This is a genomic window from Desulfovibrionales bacterium, from assembly GCA_028715605.1.
Classification (GTDB): domain Bacteria; phylum Desulfobacterota; class QYQD01; order QYQD01; family QYQD01; genus QYQD01.
This window is the reverse complement of record JAQURM010000003.1, coordinates 134,484-159,798: the sequence shown is the minus strand read 5'-3', so window position 1 is coordinate 159,798 and position 25,315 is coordinate 134,484. Positions and strand designations below refer to the sequence as shown.

General features: G+C 51.2%; 25 protein-coding genes. 9 read left to right on the top strand and 16 right to left on the bottom strand.

Features of this window, described 5'->3' with window-relative positions:
- Nucleotides 1-3 precede the first annotated feature (3 nt).
- The 3 genes from PHT49_05295 (at nt 4) to PHT49_05285 (ending at nt 1,102) form a co-directional block, all read left to right on the top strand.
- The gene (locus PHT49_05295) at nt 4-168 is read left to right on the top strand and encodes a hypothetical protein (protein ID MDD5451291.1); all 165 of its coding nucleotides are present in this window, start codon (nt 4-6) and stop codon (nt 166-168) included.
- Between the two features lie 101 nt (nt 169-269).
- Nucleotides 270-683: a nucleotidyltransferase domain-containing protein gene (locus PHT49_05290; GenBank protein MDD5451290.1), complete on the top strand. Its 414-nt coding sequence runs from the start codon at nt 270-272 to the stop codon at nt 681-683.
- Nucleotides 680-1,102 carry a DUF86 domain-containing protein gene (locus PHT49_05285; protein ID MDD5451289.1) on the top strand — a complete coding sequence of 141 codons (423 nt, stop codon included), beginning with the start codon at nt 680-682 and terminating at the stop codon, nt 1,100-1,102. The genes PHT49_05290 and PHT49_05285 overlap by 4 nt, the downstream gene beginning before the upstream one ends.
- Before the next feature lie 42 nt (nt 1,103-1,144).
- On the opposite strand, the gene malQ is transcribed toward PHT49_05285, so the two are convergent.
- Nucleotides 1,145-2,644, bottom strand: coding sequence for a 4-alpha-glucanotransferase (gene malQ / locus PHT49_05280; GenBank protein ID MDD5451288.1), 1,500 nt, complete (start codon nt 2,642-2,644; stop codon nt 1,145-1,147).
- A 320-nt stretch (nt 2,645-2,964) separates the two neighbouring features.
- Nucleotides 2,965-4,890, bottom strand: coding sequence for a 1,4-alpha-glucan branching protein GlgB (glgB, locus tag PHT49_05275; GenBank protein MDD5451287.1), 1,926 nt, complete (start codon nt 4,888-4,890; stop codon nt 2,965-2,967).
- A 256-nt stretch (nt 4,891-5,146) separates the two neighbouring features.
- On the opposite strand from glgB, the gene PHT49_05270 reads away from it, so the two are divergent.
- The 6 genes from PHT49_05270 (at nt 5,147) to elyC (ending at nt 11,323) form a co-directional block, all read left to right on the top strand.
- Entirely contained in the window at nt 5,147-5,587 is a 441-nt protein-coding gene (locus PHT49_05270; protein MDD5451286.1) for a Fur family transcriptional regulator, read from the top strand.
- A 193-nt stretch (nt 5,588-5,780) separates the two neighbouring features.
- Nucleotides 5,781-6,815, top strand: coding sequence for a metal ABC transporter substrate-binding protein (locus PHT49_05265; GenBank protein ID MDD5451285.1), 1,035 nt, complete (start codon nt 5,781-5,783; stop codon nt 6,813-6,815).
- Nucleotides 6,727-7,515, top strand: coding sequence for a metal ABC transporter ATP-binding protein (locus PHT49_05260; protein ID MDD5451284.1), 789 nt, complete (start codon nt 6,727-6,729; stop codon nt 7,513-7,515). Before PHT49_05265 ends, PHT49_05260 begins: the two co-directional genes overlap by 89 nt.
- A 9-nt stretch (nt 7,516-7,524) precedes the next feature.
- Complete coding sequence (locus PHT49_05255) at nt 7,525-8,376, top strand: metal ABC transporter permease (GenBank protein ID MDD5451283.1); 852 nt, start codon at nt 7,525-7,527, stop codon at nt 8,374-8,376.
- A gap of 149 nt (nt 8,377-8,525) precedes the next feature.
- Nucleotides 8,526-10,385 carry a hypothetical protein gene (locus tag PHT49_05250; GenBank protein ID MDD5451282.1) on the top strand — a complete coding sequence of 620 codons (1,860 nt, stop codon included), beginning with the start codon at nt 8,526-8,528 and terminating at the stop codon, nt 10,383-10,385.
- A 161-nt stretch (nt 10,386-10,546) separates the two neighbouring features.
- Nucleotides 10,547-11,323 (top strand): envelope biogenesis factor ElyC, encoded by a 777-nt coding sequence (gene elyC / locus PHT49_05245; protein ID MDD5451281.1) that lies wholly within the window; start codon nt 10,547-10,549, stop codon nt 11,321-11,323.
- Between the two features lie 8 nt (nt 11,324-11,331).
- Here elyC and trpA read toward each other — a convergent pair whose 3' ends face one another.
- The 14 genes from trpA to PHT49_05175 all read right to left on the bottom strand — a co-directional run bounded on the left by trpA (nt 11,332) and on the right by PHT49_05175 (nt 25,255).
- Complete coding sequence (gene trpA, locus PHT49_05240; GenBank protein MDD5451280.1) at nt 11,332-12,123, bottom strand: tryptophan synthase subunit alpha; 792 nt, start codon at nt 12,121-12,123, stop codon at nt 11,332-11,334.
- Entirely contained in the window at nt 12,120-13,307 is a 1,188-nt protein-coding gene (gene trpB / locus PHT49_05235) for a tryptophan synthase subunit beta (protein ID MDD5451279.1), read from the bottom strand. Before trpB ends, trpA begins: the two co-directional genes overlap by 4 nt.
- Nucleotides 13,308-13,371: 64 nt before the next feature.
- Nucleotides 13,372-13,986: a phosphoribosylanthranilate isomerase gene (locus PHT49_05230; protein ID MDD5451278.1), complete on the bottom strand. Its 615-nt coding sequence runs from the start codon at nt 13,984-13,986 to the stop codon at nt 13,372-13,374.
- On the bottom strand, nt 13,955-14,761 hold the full coding sequence (gene trpC / locus PHT49_05225; protein ID MDD5451277.1) for an indole-3-glycerol phosphate synthase TrpC: 807 nt from the start codon (nt 14,759-14,761) through the stop codon (nt 13,955-13,957). The genes PHT49_05230 and trpC overlap by 32 nt, the downstream gene beginning before the upstream one ends.
- Before the next feature lie 62 nt (nt 14,762-14,823).
- Nucleotides 14,824-15,840: an anthranilate phosphoribosyltransferase gene (gene trpD, locus PHT49_05220; protein ID MDD5451276.1), complete on the bottom strand. Its 1,017-nt coding sequence runs from the start codon at nt 15,838-15,840 to the stop codon at nt 14,824-14,826.
- Nucleotides 15,841-15,842: 2 nt separating this feature from the next.
- Nucleotides 15,843-16,421 (bottom strand): aminodeoxychorismate/anthranilate synthase component II, encoded by a 579-nt coding sequence (locus PHT49_05215; protein ID MDD5451275.1) that lies wholly within the window; start codon nt 16,419-16,421, stop codon nt 15,843-15,845.
- A 3-nt stretch (nt 16,422-16,424) separates the two neighbouring features.
- Nucleotides 16,425-17,900, bottom strand: a complete 1,476-nt coding sequence (trpE, locus tag PHT49_05210; GenBank protein MDD5451274.1) for an anthranilate synthase component I — start codon at nt 17,898-17,900, stop codon at nt 16,425-16,427.
- Nucleotides 17,901-18,295: 395 nt separating this feature from the next.
- Nucleotides 18,296-19,156 (bottom strand): hypothetical protein, encoded by an 861-nt coding sequence (locus PHT49_05205; GenBank protein MDD5451273.1) that lies wholly within the window; start codon nt 19,154-19,156, stop codon nt 18,296-18,298.
- Between the two features lie 87 nt (nt 19,157-19,243).
- Nucleotides 19,244-19,816, bottom strand: a complete 573-nt coding sequence (locus tag PHT49_05200; GenBank protein MDD5451272.1) for a hypothetical protein — start codon at nt 19,814-19,816, stop codon at nt 19,244-19,246.
- A 4-nt stretch (nt 19,817-19,820) separates the two neighbouring features.
- On the bottom strand, nt 19,821-21,032 hold the full coding sequence (locus tag PHT49_05195; GenBank protein ID MDD5451271.1) for an NADH:flavin oxidoreductase: 1,212 nt from the start codon (nt 21,030-21,032) through the stop codon (nt 19,821-19,823).
- Between the two features lie 11 nt (nt 21,033-21,043).
- A complete protein-coding gene (locus PHT49_05190) occupies nt 21,044-21,616 on the bottom strand; it encodes a hypothetical protein (protein ID MDD5451270.1) in 573 nt (190 codons plus the stop codon).
- 87 nt (nt 21,617-21,703) lie between these two features.
- Nucleotides 21,704-22,630 (bottom strand): hypothetical protein, encoded by a 927-nt coding sequence (locus PHT49_05185; protein ID MDD5451269.1) that lies wholly within the window; start codon nt 22,628-22,630, stop codon nt 21,704-21,706.
- 18 nt (nt 22,631-22,648) lie between these two features.
- Entirely contained in the window at nt 22,649-23,521 is an 873-nt protein-coding gene (locus PHT49_05180) for a C1 family peptidase (GenBank protein ID MDD5451268.1), read from the bottom strand.
- 12 nt (nt 23,522-23,533) lie between these two features.
- On the bottom strand, nt 23,534-25,255 hold the full coding sequence (locus PHT49_05175) for an alpha-amylase family glycosyl hydrolase (GenBank protein ID MDD5451267.1): 1,722 nt from the start codon (nt 25,253-25,255) through the stop codon (nt 23,534-23,536).
- Nucleotides 25,256-25,315: the final 60 nt, after the last annotated feature.

The following is a 25,315-nucleotide window of genomic DNA, read 5'->3' as shown; positions in this document are numbered from 1 at the left end:
CAGATGAAACTGACTGATAATGAAATCAGGGATATCACCCGGCATCTCGAAGCGGGCAAGCCGTTGCCGGAGAAGTACAGTTTTTTGCTGTTTGAAGAGAAACGGGAAGTTGAATTGGTATGGAATGGCGGTCCTTCCGCACCAAGAAAAACCGCCCCTTGGAGTTGAAAAGTATATATCACGAATGCGCGCCGGGGGTGGCGTAAGATCACCGTGGAAGTGTTGAACATCTTCGGCAACGACACTATAAAGATTATCGAGGTGAGGGTATGAACGCAAGGGATGTCATTATTAAGGCCTCTCTTAAGTATTATCCCGATTTACAGGCCATTTATATTTTCGGCACATACGGCACGGATGAGGAATGGCCGGACAGTGATGTCGATATTGCGCTGCTTTTGCCATGGAAAAAGGCAAAAGAGGCAGGCTCTCTAATGATAAGCGACTTACGTTTTGAACTGGAATCTTTGTTGAATAAGGATGTGGATTTGATCAATTTACGAGAGGTTTCCACTATCCTCCAGAAGGAAGTTATCGTTGCCGGTCGCCGAATTTATTGTGCCGATGAATATGCCACCGATGAATTCGAAATGCTCGTCCTTTCTTATTACCAGAAATTAAGCGAGGAACGCAGGGATATTTTACAGTCATTCTTTGAGACCAGGAGGGCTTTTAATGTATGAATGACATTGTGATTAATAAAATACAAAGCATTCAACGCTGCATAGAACGCGCAAGAGAGGAGTATATGAAAAATCCGGAGGGATTTGATGAGGATTACTCCCGGCAGGATGCCGCTGTCTTAAATATCCTTCGGGCATGCGAACAGGCGCTCGACCTGGCAAATCATATTATTAAAGCACACAAAATGGGAATCCCAACTTCCAGCGCCGAGAGTTTTGACCTCCTGCGGAAGAAATCCGTCATCGACAGCGCTCTTACAGAAAAATTAAAGAAAATGGTCCACTTTCGAAATGTCGTCATTCATCAGTATCAAAGGATGGATATAGAGATTGTTAAATCCGTCATAAAAAGCGATCTTGATAATCTTGTTGCTTTCACGGAAAGAATCATGGGGTTTGGCGGTGGCAATCCATCCTGATTTCCCTCAATCACCCCATTAAAGACTAAGTCCAGGGGACAGTTACGCCCTTCCATAAATATGGGTAAGTTCTGAAAGGCTGGCAGCCAGGGAAGGCGTTAATTGTTCCGGTAAGAGCCGCCAGCCCCAATTGCCGTCGGCCGTGGCCGGGACGTTCATCCGGGCCTCTTCCCCCAGGCCAAGGATGTCCTGCATGGGGATGATAGCCAGATCGGCCACGGACATCATGGCCATCCTTGTGAGTTCCTGGTGAACCGTCTCCTCTGAGACCTCCCGCCCCAGGTATTGAAAAAGCCTCCGCTTATCTTCAGGTCTGGCCTCTTTCCCGAACCATCCCTTAGCCGTATTATTGTCATGCGTTCCTGTATATATCACACAGTTTTTTACGTGATTGTGCGGCACGTAAGGATTCGTCGCCAGGTCGTCACCAAAGGCAAAGAGGAGCAGCTTCATCCCCGGAAATCCGTATAGGTCAACGATTTCCCGTACATCCGGGGTTATAATCCCCAGGTCTTCAGCAATAATGGGAAGGGAGAGAAAATGTTTCAAAAGCTTATCGAAAAAGTCCCGGACCGGGACTTCTACCCATTTCCCATTTATAGCCGTCTCTTCACCGGCCGGGACCTCCCAATAGGCCACAAGCCCCCTGAAATGGTCAAGCCTGATTATATTAAAGAGTTTCAGGTTGTGTTCTATAAGCCTTATCCACCAAGCGTAGCCGGTTTTCTTCAGGGCTTCCCAATTATAAACCGGATTACCCCACAACTGGCCTGTGCTGCTAAAGTAATCGGGGGGAACCCCGGCCACAAAGGTCGGTCTTCTGTTTTCGCCCAATTTGAATATCCGGGGATTGGCCCATACGTCTGCGCTGTCGTAATTCACATAGATAGGAATGTCTCCTATTATCTGGATGTCTCTGCTATTACAGTAAGCCCTTAATGAATGCCACTGTTTGTAAAATACATACTGAAGGAACTTCTCCATCTCAATTTTGTCTTTAAGCCTGCCCTTTAACCTTTTACTTATATCCCCTTTTCTATCTCTGATATCCTCCGGCCATTCGCCCCAGATGGCCCCGCTGAAACTTTCCTTTAGAGTCACAAACAGGGCATAATCATCCAGCCAGTAGCGATTCTCATTACAGAACTCTTCAAAGTCGCAATCTTTTTGCCTTCTTTTTTTAAAGTTGCCATAGGCGGCGCGAAAAAGTTCTGTCTTGTACCCGGTCACGGCCTCGTAGATAACCATTTCATTAGAGAACGGAGGGCAGTCTTCGACATCCCTTTTTGAGAGAAGGCCTTCCTCTACCAGGCGCTCAGGACTGATAAGGAGCGTATTCCCCGCAAAGGCGGAAAAACTGCTGTAGGGAGAATTCCCGTGCGCCGTACTGGTAGGCTTTAAGGGGAGTATCTGCCAGAAGCCCTGTCTGGCTTCAGAAAGAAAATCCACAAACTGGTACGCCGATGGACCCAAATCCCCTATACCGTAAGATGAAGGCAGGGATGTGATGTGGAGCAATATGCCGCTTCCTCGCCTCTTCATTTATTTCTCCTCAAATTTTCGGCCGTACTGTCAAAACTTTTGCCACAGAGAGCACAGAGAACACAGAGGTATCAGTAGGTTAAAGCACAATTTGGTTCCTCCCCTCCCCAGTTTCTCCAATGCTCTTGTTGTCCCCCAGACAATGGCTCAATCACAGCCCTTGAGGGTACACAGGTCACGGAAGTGCCCATAAATCTGCTTTTTTCTTAGCTGCTCTGTCTTTTTCTTTTGATTTCTTTACGTTGCTCTGTGCGCTCTGTGTCCTCTGTGGCTTGTTTTTCATATAACTTTTGACATTACCTTTTCGGCATTGTTCACTGTTATCTTCTATGCCCCTCACTTTTAAAAAAGAGAACACCCAGTGGAGGCAGCCGCAGGGACAGAGAATAGGGTCTCCCATGCGCCGGAACCGGGGCTGCTTCAACGCCCCCGGAATTCCCCCAATTGCTCCCCCAATATATCCGGGCATCGCTGTTTAAGACCTCTCGCCAGAAGCCTCCCCGCGGGACCCCGAGCCTGTAGTTCTCTCTGGGAACCGGCGTAAAGTTACAGACCACCAGGATCATATCGTCCGTGGTTTTGCCTTTTCTTATAAAGCTTATACTGCCTTGCTCCCAATCATAGAAGTCTATCCACTCAAAACCCTCTGCCTCAAAATCCAGCTCATGCATGGCCGGCTCGTTCCGGTAAAAGTGGTTCAGGTCCCTGAGCCACCTGTGCACCCCATGATGAGCGGGATACTCAAGGACATGCCATTCCAGACTCTCTTCGTGGACCCACTCCCTGCACTGCCCGAATTCATCGCCCATAAAGAGCAGCTTCTTTCCGGGGTGACCGTACATATATCCAAACAAAAGCCTGAGGTTGGCAGACCTCTGCCACTCATCCCCGGGCATCTTTCCGGACAGCGAGCCTTTTCCATGAACCACCTCATCGTGGGAAAGAGGGAGAACAAAATTTTCTGTAAAGGCATACCAGAGACTGAAGGTAAGCTGGTCATGATGATACTTCCTGAAAACAGGGTCGATAGAAAAATAATCCAACGTATCGTGCATCCAGCCCATGTTCCACTTCATGCCGAATCCGAGGCCCCCCACGTATGTCGGCCGTGAAACCATAGGCCAGGCGGTGGACTCTTCCGCCATGGTCTGAACATCTGGATAATTTTCGTAAACCGCCTCGTTAAACCTTCTTATAAGGCTTATCGCTTCTATATTCTCGTTCCCCCCGTATTCATTCGGTATCCAATCTCCACCAGTTCTCGCATAGTCCAGGTAGAGCATGGAGGCCACGGCATCCACCCTCAACCCGTCAATATGATATTTGTCAAGCCAGAAGAGGGCGCTGCTGATAAGGAAATTTCTCACCTCGTTACGGCCATAATTAAAAATGGCGCTGTTCCAATCGGGGTGAAATCCCTTCCTGGGGTCTTCATGTTCATAAAGGTGCGTGCCGTCAAAATAGATAAGTCCGTACTCGTCATTCGGAAAATGCGAAGGCACCCAATCCAGGATAACGCCGATTCCATTCTGATGGAGATGGTCAACGAAGTACATAAAATCCTGGGGAGTCCCATACCGGCTGGTAGGGGCAAAATATCCCAGGGTCTGATACCCCCAGGAGCCGTAGAAGGGATGTTCCATTACCGGCAATAATTCAACATGGGTAAAACCCATCTCTTTTGTATAATCCGCCAGGTAATGTGCCATCTCCCGGTAGGTGAGAAACCGGTTGCCCTCTTCCGGCACCCGGCGCCATGATCCCAGATGAACCTCGTAGATGGAAAAAGGGGCGTCAAGCCTGTTATGATGGCGTCGGTTTTTCATCCATTCCCCGTCGTTCCATTCATATCCCAGGCCCCACACCACGCTGGCAGTTCGCGGAGGAGCCTCCCATAGAAAGGCATAGGGATCTCCCTTATCTACCATATAGTTATTGTAATTCGAAACAATATGGTACTTATAGAGCGCACCCCGGCCGATACCGGGGATAAAGCCTTCCCATATACCGGAGCTATCGTCCCTTGACCTTAAGGGATGGGCCTCCGGAACCCATCCGTTGAAATCTCCGACTACGGACACCTTATGCGCATTCGGCGCCCAGACGGCAAAGTAAATACCCCGCATATCACCTACGGTCGTCGCATGCGACCCCAGTTTGTCATAGAGTCGAAAGTGATTTCCTTCTTTAAAAAGATAGGTATCATGTTCTGTAATAAGGCTTACATCATATCTTACGTTCTCCACCTTACCTCCTCGTCTTCCTTAAAATCAAAATGACCTTATATACTATTTATTGAATGATGCAATTATACAACAAAAAGGATACATACCCCCTTAATTTTTTATCGACCGCAAACTAACTTGTACCAATACCTTGAGAGTTTTTGGAACAAAAAGCAGACGTTCCCCCACCAGGAAGCCAGGATCGTTTTTTGTCTTATCGACTCTATTCACCTGATATTTAATATGCGACTCCTCGTTGTCGTAACAAAACTTGCAAATGATTTGCATTTTTGTTATTGTATTATTTGTGGACATAGCGAACCATCTGCGCAGGCACAGAAAATCTCTCACCCGGGCCCGGGCAGAAATATGGCGTATACTGACCCAAAGCGAAAAGCCCTTAAGCCCGGATGAGATCCACCGGCGACTTGCAGGCCATAAGGTCGATCTGGCTACTGTCTATCGCAATCTGCGCGCCCTGAAGGGCGTTGGCCTGGTTAGGGAAATCGATTTAAGAGAGGCTTTCAAACGCTACGAAGCTATACTACCCGGCCGGCATGTGCACCATATCAAGTGCCAGGTCTGCGGCCGGATAGAAAAAGTGCGCCATTGTGTGGTGCAGGATATGGCTGATGCCATTCAAAAAGAATCAGGTTTTACCCTGGAAGACCACTATCTGGAATGCTTCGGAATTTGCCCGGATTGTCAGGGGATCTAAGCCCGCTGTCAGTTGCCGGTTACAATGGATGTAACTAATATGGATGAATCTGGAAATTAAGTCGTGCCACAGTCAGATCCGCCGGGGCGGAAAAACAGGAACAGAATAGTATTTTTATAAGTTCCTGAGTTCTTGATTTAAGAATTTGACGGACTACGGACAACTGACTACCAAAGCGCTGGGGAGTAATTTTATGCGTAAACTAATTTCGCTCGCTGTTTGCTTCATTATCTCGTTAGCCCTGTTTGTATGTCCGATGCCGGCCCATGCCTCTTCATCGCAAGGGGGGGAAAACCTTCGCATCCTCGCATCTTTCCTGCCCATCTATATCTTTACAAATAATGTAGTCCGGGGAATTCCGGGGGTATCTGTCGAACTCATGCTCCCTCCGGGCACGGGTTGTCCGCATGACTATACCTTGACACCGGGCGACTTGAAGAAGATCGCTGCATCCTCCGTTCTGGTCATCAATGGTCTCGGCATGGAAGAATTTGCCGGCCGCCCTGTTCAGGCAGCAAACCCTGATATTAAGATCATAGATGCTTCAAGAGGGATTACACCTCTGGAAGCGAAAGAAGGCCACAGCCACCATGGCCATGAACATCATCCCGGCCGGATCAATGCCCACGTATGGACCAGCCCGGCTCTGGCCGCGGTTCAAGTTAGAAATATTGCCGAGTCTCTTTCCGCCATAGACCTGAAACATTCTGTACTCTACCGCAAAAACGCCGCAAATTTTACGGCACGGCTGGAAAAACTCATCTCCGGGGTCAAAGACGCCGCCTGTAGGATTAAAAAACGAAAGGTGGTTGCCTTCCATAACGTTTTTGATTACCTGGCTCGCGACCTTGGCCTTACGGTAGTCGCTTATATCGAAGAAGATCCCGGCCAACCGCCATCTGCCGGGAAATTGAACAAATTAATCCAGACCATACAAAAAGAGAAGGTCGCCGCCATTTTTGCCGAACCCCAGTATCCGCCCCGCCTGGCCCAGGTCTTGAGCCATGAAACCGGGGTCCCGTTTTATGTCTTAGACCCGGTAACCACTGCTCAAGGAACTATCGGGCTTGATTACTATGAAAAGGTCATGCACGCAAACCTTGCTATTATACAAAAAGCCCTGGCAGGAGAATTAACTGATGGCCAACACAGCTATCGAACTTGTAAATGTAAGCGTAACTGTAAATCGTGTGTCTCTTCTAAAGAATGTCAGCGCCGGCATCCCTAAGGGCAAAATTACGGCCCTGATCGGCCCCAACGGTGCCGGGAAGACTACGCTGATACTGGCCATCCTCGGTGTCATCCCGCATGAAGGGGAGATATTCTTTCTCCGGGACGGCCGGCGGGAAACAGCCAGACCCCGCATCGGTTACGTTCCGCAGCGCCTGGATTTTGATCGCGGGTTGCCGCTCACCGTCCTCGATTTTCTCACCCTTTCTTCCCAACGGCGCCCCCTCTGGCTGGGCTACCAACAGGCAAAAAGAGACAAGGCCCTGGAAGCCCTCCGTGAGATCGGTGTGGAACACTTGCGCGAGCGTCAGATCGGACGGCTATCCGGCGGAGAACTGCAGCGGGTTATGCTGGCCATGGCTATCTCGCGGGATCCGGAAATCCTGCTTCTGGACGAACCGGCCACGGGGGTCGACGTCTCCGGAGAAGTCCTGTTCTGTGAATTTATGACCCGGGTGCAGAGGGAAGGCCACTTAACCATGGTGATTGTCTCGCATGATCTTTCCATAGTGACCGGCCATGCCGAACACGTCATCTGCCTTAACCGAACCGTCCAGTGCCAGGGTGGAGCGCCGGAAGTATTGACACCGGAAAATATCATGGCCGTCTATGGCCCCCACGCCGGTCTGTACCGGCACGGCCAGGATATACGCCCCGGCGCATCTACGACCTGTATCCATCCCTTGCACCATAAATAACCTATGACTATGGAATCTCTCTTCGCCACAATCTACAGCCTTCTGGACACCGCCCTCCCATTCGCCTGGGCCGCTTCTCTCTTTATGAAAAGGGCCTTTCTGGAAATCATGCTCATAACCCCGCTCTGCGCCATCGTCGGCATACAGGTGGTAAATTACCGTATGGCCTTTTTCAGTGATGCCATCTCTCATTCGGCCTTTGCCGGTATCGCCCTCGGCCTGCTTTTAAACATAAATCCGCTCCTGACCATGGTCGTATTCGGGGTCCTGGTAGCCTTGGGCATCGCCAAGTTTAAAACCCGTTCCGATCTCCCTATGGACACCATAATCGGCGTCTTTTTTGCCGCCACCATCGCCCTGGGTATCGCCATAATCAGCACTCGCAAAGGTCTCTCCCAGACCCTTTCCCCTTTCCTCTTTGGTGACGTCCTCACCATAGCAGAAATGGAGATAGCCGTCACTTTCGCCCTGTTCGCAGTCGTTCTTATCTTCATAGCCCTTAGCTATAACCGCCTCCTACTCACCGGGATCAACGAACCATTGGCGCGCTCACAAGACATCCCGGTCAAGATCTATAACTACATTTTTGCCATAATCCTGGCCGTGGTGGTAACCGTGGGTATAAGAACTATCGGCATGCTGCTTATCACCGCGCTCCTTATTGTCCCCCCGGCCAGCGCCCGAAATGTCAGCCGGAACGTCCGCCAGATGTTCTGGTACGCTCTGGTTTTTGCCTGGGTATCCGGTATCTCCGGGCTGGTAATCTCCTTCTACACCGATATGGCCACCGGCGCCTCTATCATCCTCACGGCATCGCTCTGCTTTTTACTCACCTTTATAATCAGCCTGGTAAGAAGATAAATTATCGGAGGCCTGCCCGGGACATCTTCCTGAACTCCATTGACTTTTTAACAGATTTATGGAATCTTACCGCAGGTTGCTGTAACATATTGCGTATTGCGCCTTTTCGAAGGCATTGTATCGGTTCGACCGAACAAAAAGGGGCGTACATGATAGACTATTACCACACCTTTCACATCCCGGTCATGGGTACCGGGCACTCTGTTGACACGCCCATCCGTGTGGCTCCGCTGGGTATCTCTTCCGTTATTTCATTGGTAGATGATATTTTGCTCGAACAAATCCGCAAATACTACAGCGAAAAATACAATTTACCATACGTCGAAATCCCAAGGCACGAAGAGCATGGCAGGGCAAAAAGGATCACTGCTTACCTCGAAGTCGTTCGGGAAATCGTTCGGCTTAGAATGGAGGACATCCGGCAACAACCCTTCTTCGCAGACAACGACAAGAGGAAGTATTTTGAGCTGTTACCGGATGAAAGCCCCCTGAAAAAGGATTACAGCAGGCTGTTGGATATGCACGCCGGGCCGGAACGAGATGCGCTGGAAAGGGATCTGACCCGTAGAATGCACGCCGGCTCTATTGACGTCAATATTATGGTCAAACTGGACAACACCTTTGACAGAAACGGCCACCCCCGCGATGATGAATTCAGCGACGCCAAAACAGCCCTTAAAGGCTATGCCGATAGCAGCCTCAGGTCCGGCATCGTATTTTCCGCCGGGATTAACCAGAGCCTTTACACCTACATGACCCGGTTCCGGGATTTTTACCGGGATGAACGGGGTGAGGTCAAAAAGAAGATAATCCTCAAGGTGAGCGACTTCCGCTCCGCACTCATCCAGGGGAAGTTCCTGGCGAAAAAGGGATTGGAGGTGCATGAATTCCGCGTTGAATCAGGACTTAATTGCGGAGGGCATGCCTTTCCCACCAACGGAATTTTACTCCCCGGCATTCTCCAGGAATTCAAGGAAAAACGCGGGCAACTGGCCGCAGAATTTAAACCGCTGATACTCAGGCACTACCGGGATATGGGCTGGACCTATCCGGAACCGGGTCTGGAAACCGGCCCACTCATCACTGTTCAGGGTGGTATCGGCAACCACGGAGAGGTGCGCAGGCTGCAGGAAGACTTCGGTATGGACCTGACCGGATGGGGCACCCCGTTTCTCCTGGTCCCTGAAGCCACCTGTGTGGATGCCCCTACCCGTGAGTTATTAAGGCAGGCCGGAGAAACTGATCTCTACATTAGCGGCGCCTCCCCTCTCGGAATTCCTTTCAACAATGTGCGCAACACCGGGTCAGAACTGTGGCTGCGCAAGATGGCGGCGGAGGGCAGGCCGGGCTCTCCCTGTGCCAAGGGTTATCTGATATCCAACACCGAATTTACTAAAAAACCTATATGTCTTGCCTCCAGACAATTCCAGAAAAATAAGCTGAAAGAGATAAACCAGATGGGGCTTCCGGAGGCTGAGAAAGAAAGGCTGCGTGAGGAGATCATGGAAAGGGCCTGTATCTGCGATCATCTGGGAAATGGAGCCCTCATCGCCCTGGGAATCGCCGAGGCCAAAGATGCGCCCCAGTGTATATGCCCCGGCCCTAACCTCGCCTGGTTCAACGGAATTTACACCTTGCAAGAGATGGTGGATCACATCTACGGGCGGAGCCCGTCCCTGGTTTCATCTCAGCGGCCGCACATGTTTGCCAACGAAATCGTGCTGTACGTGGATTACTTCGAAAAACAGGTGGCTCGCAGTCAACACACGCCCAAAGAAATCAAAAACCTGCGGGAATTCAAGGACCATCTCGAAAAAAGTATGGATTTTTGCCTTGATATTGGGCGAAAGCAGCCCTATCCGGGAGAAAACCTGGCATCCATCCCGCCGACTGTGGAGCGGCAGAAAGCCCGGCTGAAATCTCTATACGCCGGCTTTGAAAAAAAATGTGCGATTAGAGAGAGGGAGCACGACGAGGCGTGCCCACCGCAGGTTGGAATTTTACAGTAGGCCGCCATACTGTTTTGAAGTTACGTGGCCATCATCATTTGTTAAACCGCTTATAACAGTTCAAGCAGCTTAAACCGCTCAAACGGTTGAAACCGTCTCTTCTCGGTGTGCTCTGTGGTTAATCTTTTGACAATACGATTATCATCGATAGGGATATGCTTATGTTTCTGCTAAAAAAAATAATCTCTCAACTTTTGCTCCCGCTACCCTTGTGCCTTGAAATTTCCCTTACAGGATTATTCCTGCTGTACTTCACGCGAAGACAAAGGCTGGGCAAGGCGCTTATATCTATCGGCTTAATTACCCTGACGCTTTTAAGCTATGGGTTTATATCTGACCGGCTCCTGCATCCCCTCGAAAACAGATACAAGACTTATGTTACTGAAGGTGCGGCGGATGGGCCTAAATATCCGCCAAGGTTTGTTGTCGTCCTGGGCGGAGGGCATACCTCTGACCCAAAACTTCCCATGACCAGTCAGATAGATGATTCTTCCATGGTTCGTCTGGCAGAGGGAATTCGAATTTACCGGAAGCAACCGGGTAGTAAGCTTGTTTTGTCCGGCGGAAGGGTGTTTGACCCGGTTCCTAATGCCGAGGTTATGGCCGGTATTGCCAGGGAACTTGGTGTTGATAGGAACGATATAATTGTCGAAAGCAGGCCCAAAGATACGCACGATGAGGCCTGCATCATGAAGTCTATAGTCGGCAGCGCCCCTTTTGTCCTGGTGACCTCAGCCTCCCACATGCCGCGGGCCATGTCCCTGTTTAAAAAGCTAGGGATGAATCCGATTCCTGCCCCTACCAGACATCGGGTCAAGAGTAACCAGGCGTTAGGCCCTGGTTCGTTCTTTCCCCATGCGGATAACCTCCATAAGTCGGAAACGGCTGTTTACGAATATTTAGGGATAGCCTGGACCAAACTCAGAGGACAAATATAATTAAGCTACTATATCCCGGTCTTGAGATGGGCCACAAATCGGCCCACGATGGGCACGAGCTGCGGATCTTCAGCATGTCTGGCTATAAGATTTACAATGGCGCTGCCCACGATGATGCCGTCCGCATGCGGGGCCAGCATGGCCACCTGTTCCGGTGTGGAGATGCCAAATCCCACAGACACAGGAACGGTAGCGTGTTTCTTGACCAATTTTAACTTAGCCAGAAGATCGCCCGGCAGATCTTTCCTGACGCCGGTTATGCCGGTAACCGAGACATAGTAGATAAAACCGCTGCTCAAGCGGGTAACCTTCTTAATCCGGTCGAGGTCACTGGTCGGAGCCAGGAGAAAAATGGTGTCCAGACCGGCTTTGTCTGCCTCTTTTTTCCACTCTTCTGCTTCTTCGGGAGGAAGATCAGGGATGATAAAGCCATCCACGCCGGCTTGAGCTGCTTTCCGGGCCGTGCGTTTCAACCCATACTGCAAGACCGGATTATAATAAGTCATCAGGACGAGCGGGATACGGGTTTTGCTGCGAAGATTCCGAACCAGGCCGATGACGTCCTCCAGGCGTACACCCTGGGTCAAGGCACGCTGGCTGGCGGCCTGGATGGTCGGCCCGTCGGCTAAGGGATCGGAAAAAGGCACACCCAATTCAATTAGATCCGCCCCCTGCCGTTCCATCTCCAACACCAGTTCTGCGGTATGGTCAAGAGATGGATCACCGGCGGTAAGAAACGGGATGAGAGCAGCTTTCTTGTTTTTTTTCTTGCCGGCAAAAACCTCTGCTATACGGCTCATGCAGCACCTCCTGCTAAAAGACCGGCTACGGTCTCTACATCTTTATCTCCCCGGCCGGAGAGGTTGATTACTACTATATCCTTACGGGACAACCTGGGCACAATCTTGGCGGCGTAGGCGATGGCATGCGCACTCTCCAAGGCAGGGATAATCCCCTCGGTCTCGGAAAGGAGCTTAAAACCTTCCAATGCCTCGGCATCCGTTACCGAGACGTATTCCGCGCGCTTGCTATCCTGATAATGGGCGTGTTCCGGCCCCACACCGGGATAGTCAAGACCCGCAGCTACGGAATGGGTATCTCTGATCTGGCCGTCAGCGGTCTGAAGCAGGTAGCTCATAGCCCCATGCAGAACGCCGATGCTTCCGGCACCGAGGGTAGCCGAGTGCTGCCCGGAGGGGATGCCCTCCCCACCCGCCTCCACGCCGATCAAGCGGACCGGGTCACTTCGGAAGGGATAAAAGATGCCCATAGCATTACTCCCGCCGCCCACGCAGGCTATAATAACATCGGGAAGGCGTCCCTCTTTTTTTAGGATTTGCCGCCGCGTCTCCTGACCGATTACCGATTGGAAGTCACGGACTATCATGGGATAAGGATGCGGCCCCACCACCGAGCCGATCACATAATGGGTATTTTGAACGTTGGTTACCCAGTCCCGGATAGCCTCGTTAATAGCGTCCTTCAGGGTCTTGCTGCCCTGTTCCACAGGTATGACCTTGGCACCGAGTAGCTGCATACGAAAGACATTCATGGCCTGTCTCTTGATGTCCACCGCGCCCATATAGACATCGCACTCCAGGCCCAAAAGGGCCGCAGCGGTGGCCGTGGCCACGCCGTGCTGTCCGGCTCCGGTCTCGGCAATAACCCGCTTTTTGCCCATTTTCCTGGCCAGCAAGACCTGGCCCAAGGTATTATTTATCTTGTGTGCCCCGGTGTGGGTCAAGTCTTCCCGCTTTAAATAGACCCTGGCCCTTTTTAGTTTCTCCGTAAGACGCTTGCAGAAGTAAAGCGGGGTTGGCCTGCCCGTGTATTCCGTAAGGTAGAAGCGGAGCTCTTCCTTAAAGGACCTGTCTTTCCGGTAGTAGTGATATTTTTTCCCGAGTTCCATAAGGGCCGGCATCAATGTTTCCGGGACAAAACGTCCCCCAAACATGCCAAAATGCCCTCTTTTGTCTGGAAGCATTATGCTTACCTCCTTTAGAAAGAATACAGAAGACAGAATTCAGAAGACGGGCTGATTATATGATTTACGCCTGCTGCGCCCGTTCTATAAACAGCTGTATCTTATCATGATCCTTCTTGCCCGGCGACATCTCCACGCCGCTGCTCACATCAACCGCATAGGGCCTAACAGCCCGGATGGCAGCCTCGACATTATCCGGGTTAAGGCCGCCGGCCAGGATAACCGGCCCGATCTTTCCGGCCTCTTTAGCCATAGTCCAATCAAAGGCCTGCCCGGTACCGCCGGCAAGCGCGGGGTGATAGGTGTCTAAAAGAAATGCGCTTACCTTACCCTGGTACGGTTCCATACGTTCGATATCTTCTCTCTGACTTATGCGAAATGCCTTAATTACAGGACGGGTAAATCCCGCACAATACTCAGGAGATTCCGACCCGTGGAACTGCAAGACCGTCAACCGGCAAAAATCAGCTATCTCCTCTACCACGCTCTTTTCTTCATCCACGAAAACCCCGACCAAATGCACAAAGGGAGGCAGGGCATGGACGATCTTCCGGGCCCGTTCTTTCTCCACCCGGCGGGGGCTTTCGGCAAATACCAGCCCTATGGCGTCTGCCCCAAGGGCCTGGGCCGCCAACGCATCCTCAATATTAGTGATACCACACACCTTTATCCTGATCACTTTTTCCTAACAGCTCCATAATCGCTTTTGTCCTGTCCGGGGCTCGCATCAAGGTCTCTCCGATCAAGACCGCCTGTATCCCGGCCTCTTCCAGCCGGACAATGTCGGAACGGGTTTTAATCCCGCTTTCACTGACTATTATCTTCCCCGCCGGTATCTTGCGGCAAAGGTTAAAGGTGGCTTCCAGCGATACTGTAAAGTCCTTGAGGTTCCGGTTATTGATCCCGATCACGCCGGCTCCGGTCTCCAGTACCCGATGGAGTTCATGCTCATCATGCACCTCAACCAGGGCCTCCATCCCCAGCCCATGTGTCAAATCAAGAAACGACTTCAGCTCTCTGTTTCCCAGGATGGCGGCAATGAGCAGGATGGCATCCGCCCCGTAGGCCCTGGCCTCATAGACCTGGTAGGGGTCTATGAGGAAATCTTTACGAAGCACGGGAAGCGAGACCGTCCGCCTGACCTGGGGCAGAAAGGCAATGTCACCGGCAAAAAATTCCCTGTCCGTCAATACCGAAATGGCCGCTGCCCCACCCATCTCATATTCCATAGCAACAGACGACGGGTCTATGTTACCGGCTATCATGCCGGCAGAGGGTGAAGCCCGCTTTATCTCGGCAATTATATTTATTCCGCCACCCGCAGTAAGAGCGCTGCTCAATGAACGCGGTGCTGCCAAGCGACCTATCTCCTGCATCAAGACAGGAATGGGTTCTTCCTCCCTACGCCGGGCCACCTCAAGTCTCTTATGGGCAACGATTTTATCTAAAATCATAGTAATCAAGCCTTCAGCTTTCAGCGGTCAGCTATCAGCCATGATCTTTTCTATCTCTCATCTCATGCCGCTTTCCGGGAAAACGTGATGTATTCCTCAAGCTTTTTGCCTGCTGCACCGCTATCTATGAGTTCCTCGGCCATCCTTACACCTTCGGACATGTCTCTCGCCTTGCCGCTGATAGCCAAGGCGGCAGCCGCATTAAGAACCACCATATCCCGGCAGGCCCCTTTTTCACCGGCAAAAATAGACCGCACAATCTGTGCGTTTTTTGCCGCATCGCCACCAATAATCTCCGCCGGAGTAGCCCTTTTGAGGCCAAAATCATCCGGCTGCACGACATAATCGCGGACAGCGCCTCCTTTGAGTTCGCTTACCCGGGTAGGCCCAACTATACTCAGCTCGTCATACCCGCCTTCACCAAAGACCACCATAGCCGCCTTGCACCCCAGATTTTTCAGCACCGAGGCCAAGGTATTCGCCAGACTGCCATCATAGACCCCGAGGACCTGAACATTGGCCCCGGCCGGATTGGTCAGAGGCCCAAGAATGTTGAATATGGTACGCAGTCCTATCTCCCTTCGGGGACCGATGGCGTGTTTCATGGCCAGGTGTAATTTGGGAGCGAAAAGAAAGCCAAAACCAACCTTACCTATGCAGGCGGCCACGAGTGAAGGTGAAATATCTAAGTTGGCCCCCAGCGCCTCCAGGACATCGGCGCTCCCACAACGGGATGAGACCGCACGATTTCCATGTTTCGCCACTTTCACTCCCGATGCGGCTATTACAAAGGCAGCGGTTGTAGAAACATTGAAGGTATTAGAGGCGTCACCGCCGGTGCCGACGATATCCACCACTATCTCTGCCTCAACCTTAATCTGAGTGGCTTTTTCCCGCATTACGCGGGCTGCTCCGGTTATCTCCGCTACAGATTCACCCTTCATGCGGAGCGCCGTGATAAAGGCCCCTATCTGGGCCGGCGTACAGGCGCCGCTCATAATCTCTTCCATAACCGCCGTCATTTCCTCTTCGCTTAAGTCCTGGCGGTTAACTACCCGAGCCAGCGTTTCCTTGATCACAGTCATCTCCTCCCCCCGGACAGTCTTGTAAAATTCTTCAGGAGCCCCGGTCCCTCTCTGGTCAGGATTGATTCGGGGTGGAATTGTACCCCCTCTATGATAAGCTCTTTGTGCCGAAGGCCCATGATTTCTCCCTCTTCGGTCCAGGCGGTTATCTCCAGACAATCGGGCAGGGACTCTTTCTCTACAATAAGCGAGTGATAGCGCGTGGCCTCAAAGGGCAGCGGCAGCCCCTCAAAAATCGTTTGCCCGTCGTGATAGATCAAAGAGGTCTTGCCGTGCATGAGCCTTTCGGCGCGCGCTATGCGGCCGCCAAAGGCCGCGCCTATGGACTGATGCCCCAGGCAGACCCCGAGTATGGGCAGCCGGCCGGCAAAATACCGGATAGCTGTCACGGAAATGCCAGCCTCTTCCGGAGAACACGGCCCGGGAGAAATGACCAGGTGTGAGGGAGAAAGTCTTTCAATCCCCTTGAGGCCGATCTTATCGTTGCGCTCCACGATCAGGTCTTCACCCATCTCGCCAAAGGCCTGGACGAGATTATAAGTAAAGGAATCATAATTATCGAGGATGAATATCATCGCCTATTCCAATCCCTTTTTTGCCCATTCGATAGCCCTCAGCATACCGCGCGCCTTGTTTACCGTCTCCTGATATTCCTTATCCGGATCGGAATCAGCTACGATCCCCGCCCCGGCCTGGACACTTATCCGTCCATTTTTAATGAGCAGCGTGCGGATGGCGATACACAGGTCCATGTTGCCGGAAAAGCTGAAATAACCAACCGCACCGGCGTACGGCCCGCGGCGGTCGGGCTCCAGTTCTTCAATGATCTCCATGGCCCGCACCTTTGGGGCGCCGCTTACCGTGCCGGCCGGAAACGTAGCGGAGAAAACGTCAAAGGCATCCTTGCCTTCTTTTAACAGGCCGCGCACATTGGAAACTATATGCATGACGTGTGAATACCGTTCAATAGCCATCAGTTCGTTTACTTCTACGCTGCCGTATCCGGCTACCCGGCCCACATCATTTCGCCCCAGGTCAACCAGCATTATATGCTCGGCCCGTTCCTTGGGATCGTTCAGGAGTTCTTGTTCCAGCCTGCGATCTTCTTCCTCGTTTGTTCCGCGGGGCCGCGTCCCGGCAATGGGCCGGACTTCTATTTTCCGGTTCTCCAGCCGTACCAGGACCTCCGGTGAAGAACCGATCAGATATTCGTCATCAAAACGGAGGTAAAAGAGGTACGGCGAGGGATTTATCTTACGCAACGCCCGATAAACCGAAAAGGGATCTCCTTGCCACGTCGTCTGAAAGCGCTGGGCCAACACCACCTGAATGATGTCTCCCGCCCGGATATACTCCTTGGCCTTTCCGACCATACACTTAAAGTCCTCAGGCGGCATGTTGGCCGATACCGGAAGATCATCCTGGGGAATATCCTCCGGCTGCGAAACCGGTGCCCTGCGCAGTCTGTCAACAATGCCGTCTATCCCGGCTATGGCCTGATCATAAAGCGATTGCAGATCATCGCCTTCCTTGATGCGCACATTCGTTATGACCCTAAGAGACTGGTTGAAGGTGTCGTAGATGAGGATCTGGTCACATATTACAAAGACCATATCGTGGAAGCCAAGCACGTCCGGATTGATCTCCGGAATAGCCTCTATAAAGCGTACGGTGTCATAACCCAGGTAACCCACGGCGCCGCCAAAAAAACGGGGCAGGCCGTCAAATACCACGGGTTTGTAAGCCGACAAGACCTTGCGCAGGAACAGGATAGGATCCCCGGTTTCAGTATGGACCTCACCGGCGGCATTGAGGCGTTCCAATCTGTCGCCTTTGGCCCGGATTATGACCGAGGGGTTCAGGCCGATGAAACTATAACGCCCCCATTTTTCCCCGCCCTCCATGCTCTCCAGGAGAAAGGAATATTTTCCCTCTTCCAGCTTACGGTAAATGGAAAGAGGGGTCTCCATATCCGCAAGGATGTCCCGATAGACCGGAATGAGATTTCCTTGCTGAGCAAGCTTATTAAATTGTTCAAAGGTTGGTGAATACATTTTACCTTTTAAAAAACAACTATTCAGCCACTAAGACGCCAAGGCGTCAACATTAGGGATTTCTTTCTTTTGTGTCTTGGTGCCTTGGTGGCTAATTGAGCAGTTACAATAAAAAAACCGCAGGTCATTTTGAGATGACCCACGGTTTATTGAACGGCACGTATGTTAATAACCGGGAAGTGGGTACACCTCACCCTATATCAACCCACTCCACCACCAGCGTAAAATTATGCCGTCATAAATTTTCATATTAGGTTACGTTTACCAGACTCAAGACTGTGTGTCAATAAATAAAATATGGCACCCCGCGGCAAGCCGCGGGGATTCTGCAAAGGGTTTCGCTAACATGGCTGCTTCCTTCTTTTGTCCTGATCTCAAATTTGAAATTTCAAATCCTACGGCATTATCCTCAAAAGAGCAAGATACGAATGCTCCGTGGCCTTTCGTGCGGTAACCGAGCAAAACGTCCCTATGGCTGCGGCTATCAGGGGATTTAAGCTGAGGTTAAAGGCCCCGTTGATTATACCTTCAACGGCCGGGAGCAACGAGGCCTCCGCCAGGTCTCCAAATGAATTAAACCAGCCTATGAGCTTCTTAATGGAATCCGACTGATACTGCTGAACAAGCCTGACGTAGCGGGGCCTGAGATCATACAGTGCGTCGCCGGTAGTTTCTCCGACGATCCTGGTTATATCCCGGATATAACGTTCGGCATTGATCTGGTCACCGATTCCCCTTGCGTCCTCCAAATTGCGGACATTAGGGAACTGAGGCCGCATAATCAGATCCCCGGATACGGTTTTGTATCCGTCCCGTGCAAAGAAATACTGATTAAGGCTCTCTGCATAATCTTCCATCTGAAGCCTTTCGAAGTTCTTTAGGACGGTGACAAACGATAAAACCAGACCTATTTCCATGTGGATGATACCACGCAAGACGTCGGGTGCCTTTTTAAACTGTTCGACCGTGACCAGCTCCCTGAAGTTGTCAACAAAGTTATCGAAACTCGTACTGTTGATAAGCTCCTTAAAATCATTTTGTAACTCTTTGGTAACGCCAGCGAGAAGGCTCTCCGCCCCCTTCAGGGCATTTATTTCGTTTATAAGCAGGCAGAAGTCAGCTCTGATTGATACGGGAAAATCTTTACCTGACCTTAATTCCTCGTCCAGATTCCCTTTTATTAGTTCCGCACTTTTCTCCTTGACGCTGTTGAAAAAACGATCCTGAAAATCAGCGAGTCCCTTGATACCGATCATCTCCTCTCCTCCTGCCTACGGCAAGCCGTAGGCCTGTTGTTTCCCGGTTACGGGAAAGATTAGTCCTGCGTCATCCGGAAGTGTGTCTTACAACTTGGAACCACGTTGTTTCATCTGATTAATCTCTGCCAGCATACGCTGCGATAAGTTAACGGTCATATCAGAAATCTTATTGATCATATCCAGACATTCTTCAGGCGTTCCTTGACCTCGTGCCGTCAGCATGTAAAACGCAACATCCAAGTGGTCCCGTTCTTTCTTGATATCGTCCCACATTGTCTGGAGCTTCTTGTCCGTAAAAAAAGTCTTGATGCGGATCGTATGTATCCGGAAATTATTTTCCCATTTCATCTGCGCTTCGTTGTAGTTGAGGATTTCTTCCTCCCTTTGCTTTGCCGGTACCTGTTTCATATACCCTACTGTCACATCCTGAGAGTGTGTCAGAATCTCTGCAACAGACCTATTAATCTCCTCCAGGATTTTGTATTTCTGTTCCAGCTCCTTATCAAATTTGGCGCTCTCTGCCGTGAACCGTTGTTGAAAGAGCCAGTTCTTCTGCTGCCACTTAGAGGCTATATACTGGACGAGAAGCCCGCTGATTATGGCCCCTGCGATAAGAAGCCCGAAAGGTGAGTTGAGAAACTCCGCTAGTTTTTTCATCCTCTCAGCGCCCCTTGAATTCGTCTCTATGACAACGGATGGGCATGGTGTCTGTGGCGACAAAACAGATATTGCAGTTGTCGCATCTGGCAACTGAGCTCTCCCCTGTCTTGAACTTATTTGCCAGATCCGGCTCAAGCAGAAGCGGCCTCGCCATAGAGACGAAATCCGTCTTGCCCTCCCTGATAGCCGCCTCCATAAAGGCCTTTGACCTCATACCCCCTACCGTAATAACAGGTAACGAGACCGCCTTCTTTACCCTGGCCGCGGTCTCCAGATTATAGCCTTCCCTGAAGGGCGGCTGGACTTTGGAAAGCACCGGGGCGACCGCGTGTCTTATGAGAAATTTGGCCACCCTCCCCATCTTACAGTACGGTCTCAGATATTTGAGGATACCTTCGGTTGGAAATTTACCCCGCGCCATGTAGAAACTGTCCTCGTTGCTTCCGGCGCTGAGCTCGATGGCGTCGCAACAACCCGTGTCTTCCACCATTCTTGAAAAACGAACACATTCATCGGGTCTTATCCCGTCCCGGGCTTTTTCGAATGAGTTCAGTTTAATAAAGACCGGGTAGTCCCGGCTCACGGTATCCCGCACGGCCCGAAGGGTCTCGCCCACTATTCTAAACCTGTTCTCCATGTGTCCTCCCCACCGGTCGGTCCTTTTATTGGAATGCCTTGACAGAAAAGTGGACAGGAGATAGCCGTGCGCGGCGTGTATCTGCACACCGTCATATCCGGCAGTCTTCGCCCTTCGGGCGGCCGCGGCAAAATTTTCGATGATCTCAGCGATTTCAGGTTCAGACAGTTCCCGGGGCACCTCTTTATAAAAACGGTTCGGAACAGACGAGGGCGACACCAGTGTGGCTTCGCCTGTTTCCGAGGATAGTGTCTGCCTTCCGCAATGGGCGATCTGAAGCACTATCTTCCCTTCGATGTTGTGTATATTATTGACCATAGTCCTGTGCGCAGGTATCAGGTCGTCTGAGTCGATCATTGTCATGTGGTAGAGAGCGCTCTTGCCATTCTGCATCATACCTGCGTAACCGGTAATAATTAGCCCGATGCCGCCTTCTATAACCCGCTTATAAAATTGAAATTGTCTCTCTGTCGGGGCGCCTCTCCTGTCCGCAAGTCCCTCATGAGAGGCAGAACGTATCATTCTGTTTTTTAATTCAAGCGATCCTATCCTGCCGGGGCTAAACAACACATCCATGGTTCCTCACGCTACAACTCCATAATCTTTGACTTCCTTTTTAACCACAGACCGAAAAAGACCGAGGCTGTAATGAAGTAGCCCATGGCGCCAAGCCATGAAAAGAAGAAAAAAGGCGTGCCGAACGTTGCAGACTGCCTTGGAAAGGCGTGGTACTGAGCGTAAGTGCCTATGTAATACCAGGTAAACGGCCACAGAAAAAAGGGCAGCAGAGTTGCAATCACGCTGGCGACACACAGTCTTTTTACCGTCCGGTCTTTACCCTGCCTGTAAAGCCAGTGGGCAAGCATATAACTGGCGCACCCTATCACTACCATGGCCATGTAAAAGCCTACATAAAAGAGCGTAACAGATTGATTTCCGGCAGGTTTTTCCACCCATTCCCACCGGTACATACATTCCCAGGCCGGCCAGCAGATGAGGAGAAAAATTCCCGTGGGAGCAAACAGGAGGGCGAAATATGCGGCCATAGGCCCCATCAGCCTGTGCATGAAAAGGCGTTTCTCCCTTTTGAGATATCCCCTGCTCAAAAAGGCGAAAATCTGGCTCGCTGCAAATGCCCCCGGCAAATCCACCTGCACCATAACGCCTCTCTCTGTACCGAATTCTCCTTTGCTATGACAGTAAGCGTCTTGGCCAATGGCGAGAAAATAGCGGTCCCCTTGCCCACGTTATTCAGATAACATAATACATGACGTCCCCGGGACAGGAATATCACCGGTTATTTTCAGAAAGGCAAAAAAGGCCTCCGGCCACTTACTTTGAAAGGCAAACAGCCTCCCCATTATCCCATGCAAGATAACACGGCTCCTCACGTCAGGTAATATCTGGGGGTACTTGTGGCTCAGTCTCGTAGCCAGGGCTACGGCATCAATATAGTCTCTGTCTCCCAGAAATGTGGCGTCCTGCAATTCTCCAGTCTCAAAAGAAAAACATGACTGCCCGAAGTTGACGGCCGCAGCGCAAAATAATCTGAGGCCGTCCCGGGCTCTATCCGGGAGCGGGGCAGGGGTAAGTAAGGCCACCTGAGCCTCATCTTTAAATCTTCTTATAATCTCCAGCCAATGCTTTTTGGCCTCCCGGAGGTTTCCCTTTAAACGCCATAACTCGGCTTGACAGGAGAGTATATCTTCATAATTAGTGCCGGTCTTATCTGCTGCCTTAAGGTGCTCTTCAGCCCTGGATATAAGGGTGTCCGGCCGTAGATGCGCCGAGGCGTGCGAAAAGTCTAAATTATTTGGGCCTGATTTAAAGTACCCGTAGAGATCCAGGAAAGCTCTGGCCAGTGTAATATGATCAAGGGCAGAGAGTAAATCATACTCCAATCCCTGTAACCTTGGATTTGCCGGGGCCAGCCCTAAACTATCAGCCCGGTCGGAGATGCGCCGGGGCGTAGCGGCCTTACCTTTTTCCTTTTTTTCAATCTCATCTATCTGGTAGAAAAATCTGTATGCGGCCGTAATCCCTTGTCCCGATCCGGTATTCTTCAGCACTTCAACGGCGGTATGGGCCATGATTCGGGCGTCTTCGGTACATCCGGCCCTAAGGCACAAGTCAGCATAGCGCAGGAGCAGTCGCCCCAGTTCTTCCAACTCCATGTTATATCTCCACAATTCTCAGGCCTTGAATTCTCCGGTATCCACCCATTCCTTCTTAAGAATAGACCAAAAGTCCTCGGCCAGTCCTCTAAGTACGTATTCATACGGCAGCCAGCCATAGCCTGCATCTCCCCAGCCTGTGCCCCACGAGTTCCGAATGAGAAGGGCGCCGGCAGTTTCGACCCCGCATTTACCCGTATTTTTAATCTTCACCTTATCATCGTAACCAACGGCTACAATAGCGTGGCCGCCTTCTATCCTTTCTCCCCGGCAGGGAAATGGGATTTTACCTGTCTTGTCCGCCTGCTCAATGGAGCTATAGACTGTGAACCCGAACATAGAGGGATGACCTACGGCCAGGTAAGTTTTTATTCGATCAAGCAGGGCATCTCCCGGCGTCCCGGGCGGGTCGTGGCGGTAATATTGAATAGCCTGATAGTTTTGGGCAAAGGCATAACAGAAGGCCGGCGGCTCTTTGTCAAAATCGGCGATGGCGTAAGGCCAGTACTCTTCAGGCGGTACGCCAAAAAGGACCAATGCGCCCATAGTGCTCCGCAAAAACGCCCCGGTATCCCCGGTCCAGTGGAGAAGATTGCGGGTGGCTTTGTAAAGAAATAGCCGGGAGGCATCGATATGCCTTCCAAGGGCGCGCCTCTCGTAATATTCTACAATCCCCACACCCGCATGGGCCGTGCATGACCCGAGGGCCCCCTGATCCTCAATGGCTGAACACCACGGCCTTAAATCGACGGCGGTAGGCTGCTTCACCCTGGCCTTCAGAACGCCGGTGGGCGCCAGCACTTTGCTGATCTTTTCCTGCTCCTGTGTATAGTCCCTGAAATCAGGATAGTCAGGTAGCCACCCCAGAGCTGATTTGTCAAATTTACTCATACCGTTCCCTCCTTATGGAACAATGATTTTAAATATTGCTATTTCATGAGGCTGCAAGTCGGTGCGGACTATATGCCGTCCGCTTACCTCGCTTATCTTTACTCTTGACCGCGCGTCCAGAAGGTTAACCATTTCTTTACCAATGGGAGAAAGGCTGCTATCTACGGTTACAAAGTCACTCCTTGGCTTCATATCCAGATTCATGGTCACGAGTATCTCGGTGCTGTCGAGAATACGGGAATAGGCCAGGGTAGAACGGCCGTCGATAGGATAGCCAAAATCGATGCCGTTTCCTGATATCTCCCGGAAGTATTGTCTTCCATAACGCAGAGCAGGCTCTTCCCCTCTTATCCCTGCGATACGGGATATATCTTTATAGATGGGGTTATCCGGGTTAAAGAAATGATGCCCTGTAGTATTGAAGGCCCCCCAGCGGCCGCCGAACATACATTCACGTATGTACTTATCATGGTCACCTCCGCCGTCGAACCCCTGCTCTGTCCCATAATAGAGGCAGGGGATACCGATGCTTGTAAGCAGGTAACCTATGGCCAGAACAGCCTGTCTCTGGAGGGGATCGTTATGGAGAAATCTGGCCCTTGGCGAGCGGCCAATCTGGTCGTGGTTATCAATAAAAGTCACAAAATATTCGCCGGCCCGACCGTGGTCGCTATATAATTCCCGGAATCCTTCATATCTTTTCCTGAGTTCGGCCGGATTTGTAAATCCCTTTATTACCCCTTCCAGTATCCCCCACAAGGGAAAGTCAAGGGCGGCGTCCAGGGAAGGAAAACGTTCGTTAGTGCCCGGGATGCGGGCATTTCTGCCGATATACTGGTCGATAAAACGGTCGTCTCCGATGATCTCTCCAAAGAATAGGAAATTCTTTTTGCCGATGTACTGGGCATATTCCCTTATGGCCGCGCAAAATAGAGCAGTGCTTGACTCTTCCAGGTGCTTTACCGCATCGAGTCGGTAGCCATCCACATCGGTGACGGCAATCCAGTGCTTATGTATGTCGATGAGGGCTCGCAGTACTTCACGGCTTGAGGTATCAAGCTCTTTCAGAGTACAAAAGTCGCCGTCCCTCGCCTCCGGGAATGTGTCCCAGTTTCGGATCTCGCCCTTTCGCCTGTACCACTCGGGATTCTGGAATTCTACCGGCCAGACCGCATCATCCGGCCACTCGATCCCTGAACCAGGGGTAACTTCCCGCCAGAAACCAAAGGGAAATCTCTGCCCCCCACAGTATTCGTAGCGGTAGCCTCCCGGATAGGCCCAGTTGTCGCCGGTATGGTTCAAGACTATATCGAGAATTACATACATCCCCATCTTGTGGGCTTTTTTTACCAGGGTCTGTAAGTCTTTAACCGACCCAAGGCGCGGGTCAATATCGAGAAAATTCTGGATGCCGTAGCCATGGTAGGTGTTAAGCTCTGTGCGGTTTTTGAATATAGGGCTGAGCCATACGGCCGTACAGCCCAGGCCTTTTATATAGTCGAGTCTCTCAGTAATACCTTTCAGTGTCCCGCCCTGCCATTTTTCGCCTTCTTCATCATTTCTGCCGGTGGACGTTGAGCCAGGTACGAATGGAGGGATATCACCTTTCCCGCTGTTAAACCGGTCCACCAGGAGAAAATAAACGAACTGGTCCCGCCAATCTAAAGGAGAGGGGAAGACCCGGCTCGCCGGTTTAAACCTTATTTCGGAAAGCTTTTTAGGCTTGTCGGACATTTTTATTCACCATATCCAGGCCATTGCAGGGGTTGCCGGTCTCGCGGCACTGCATAACAA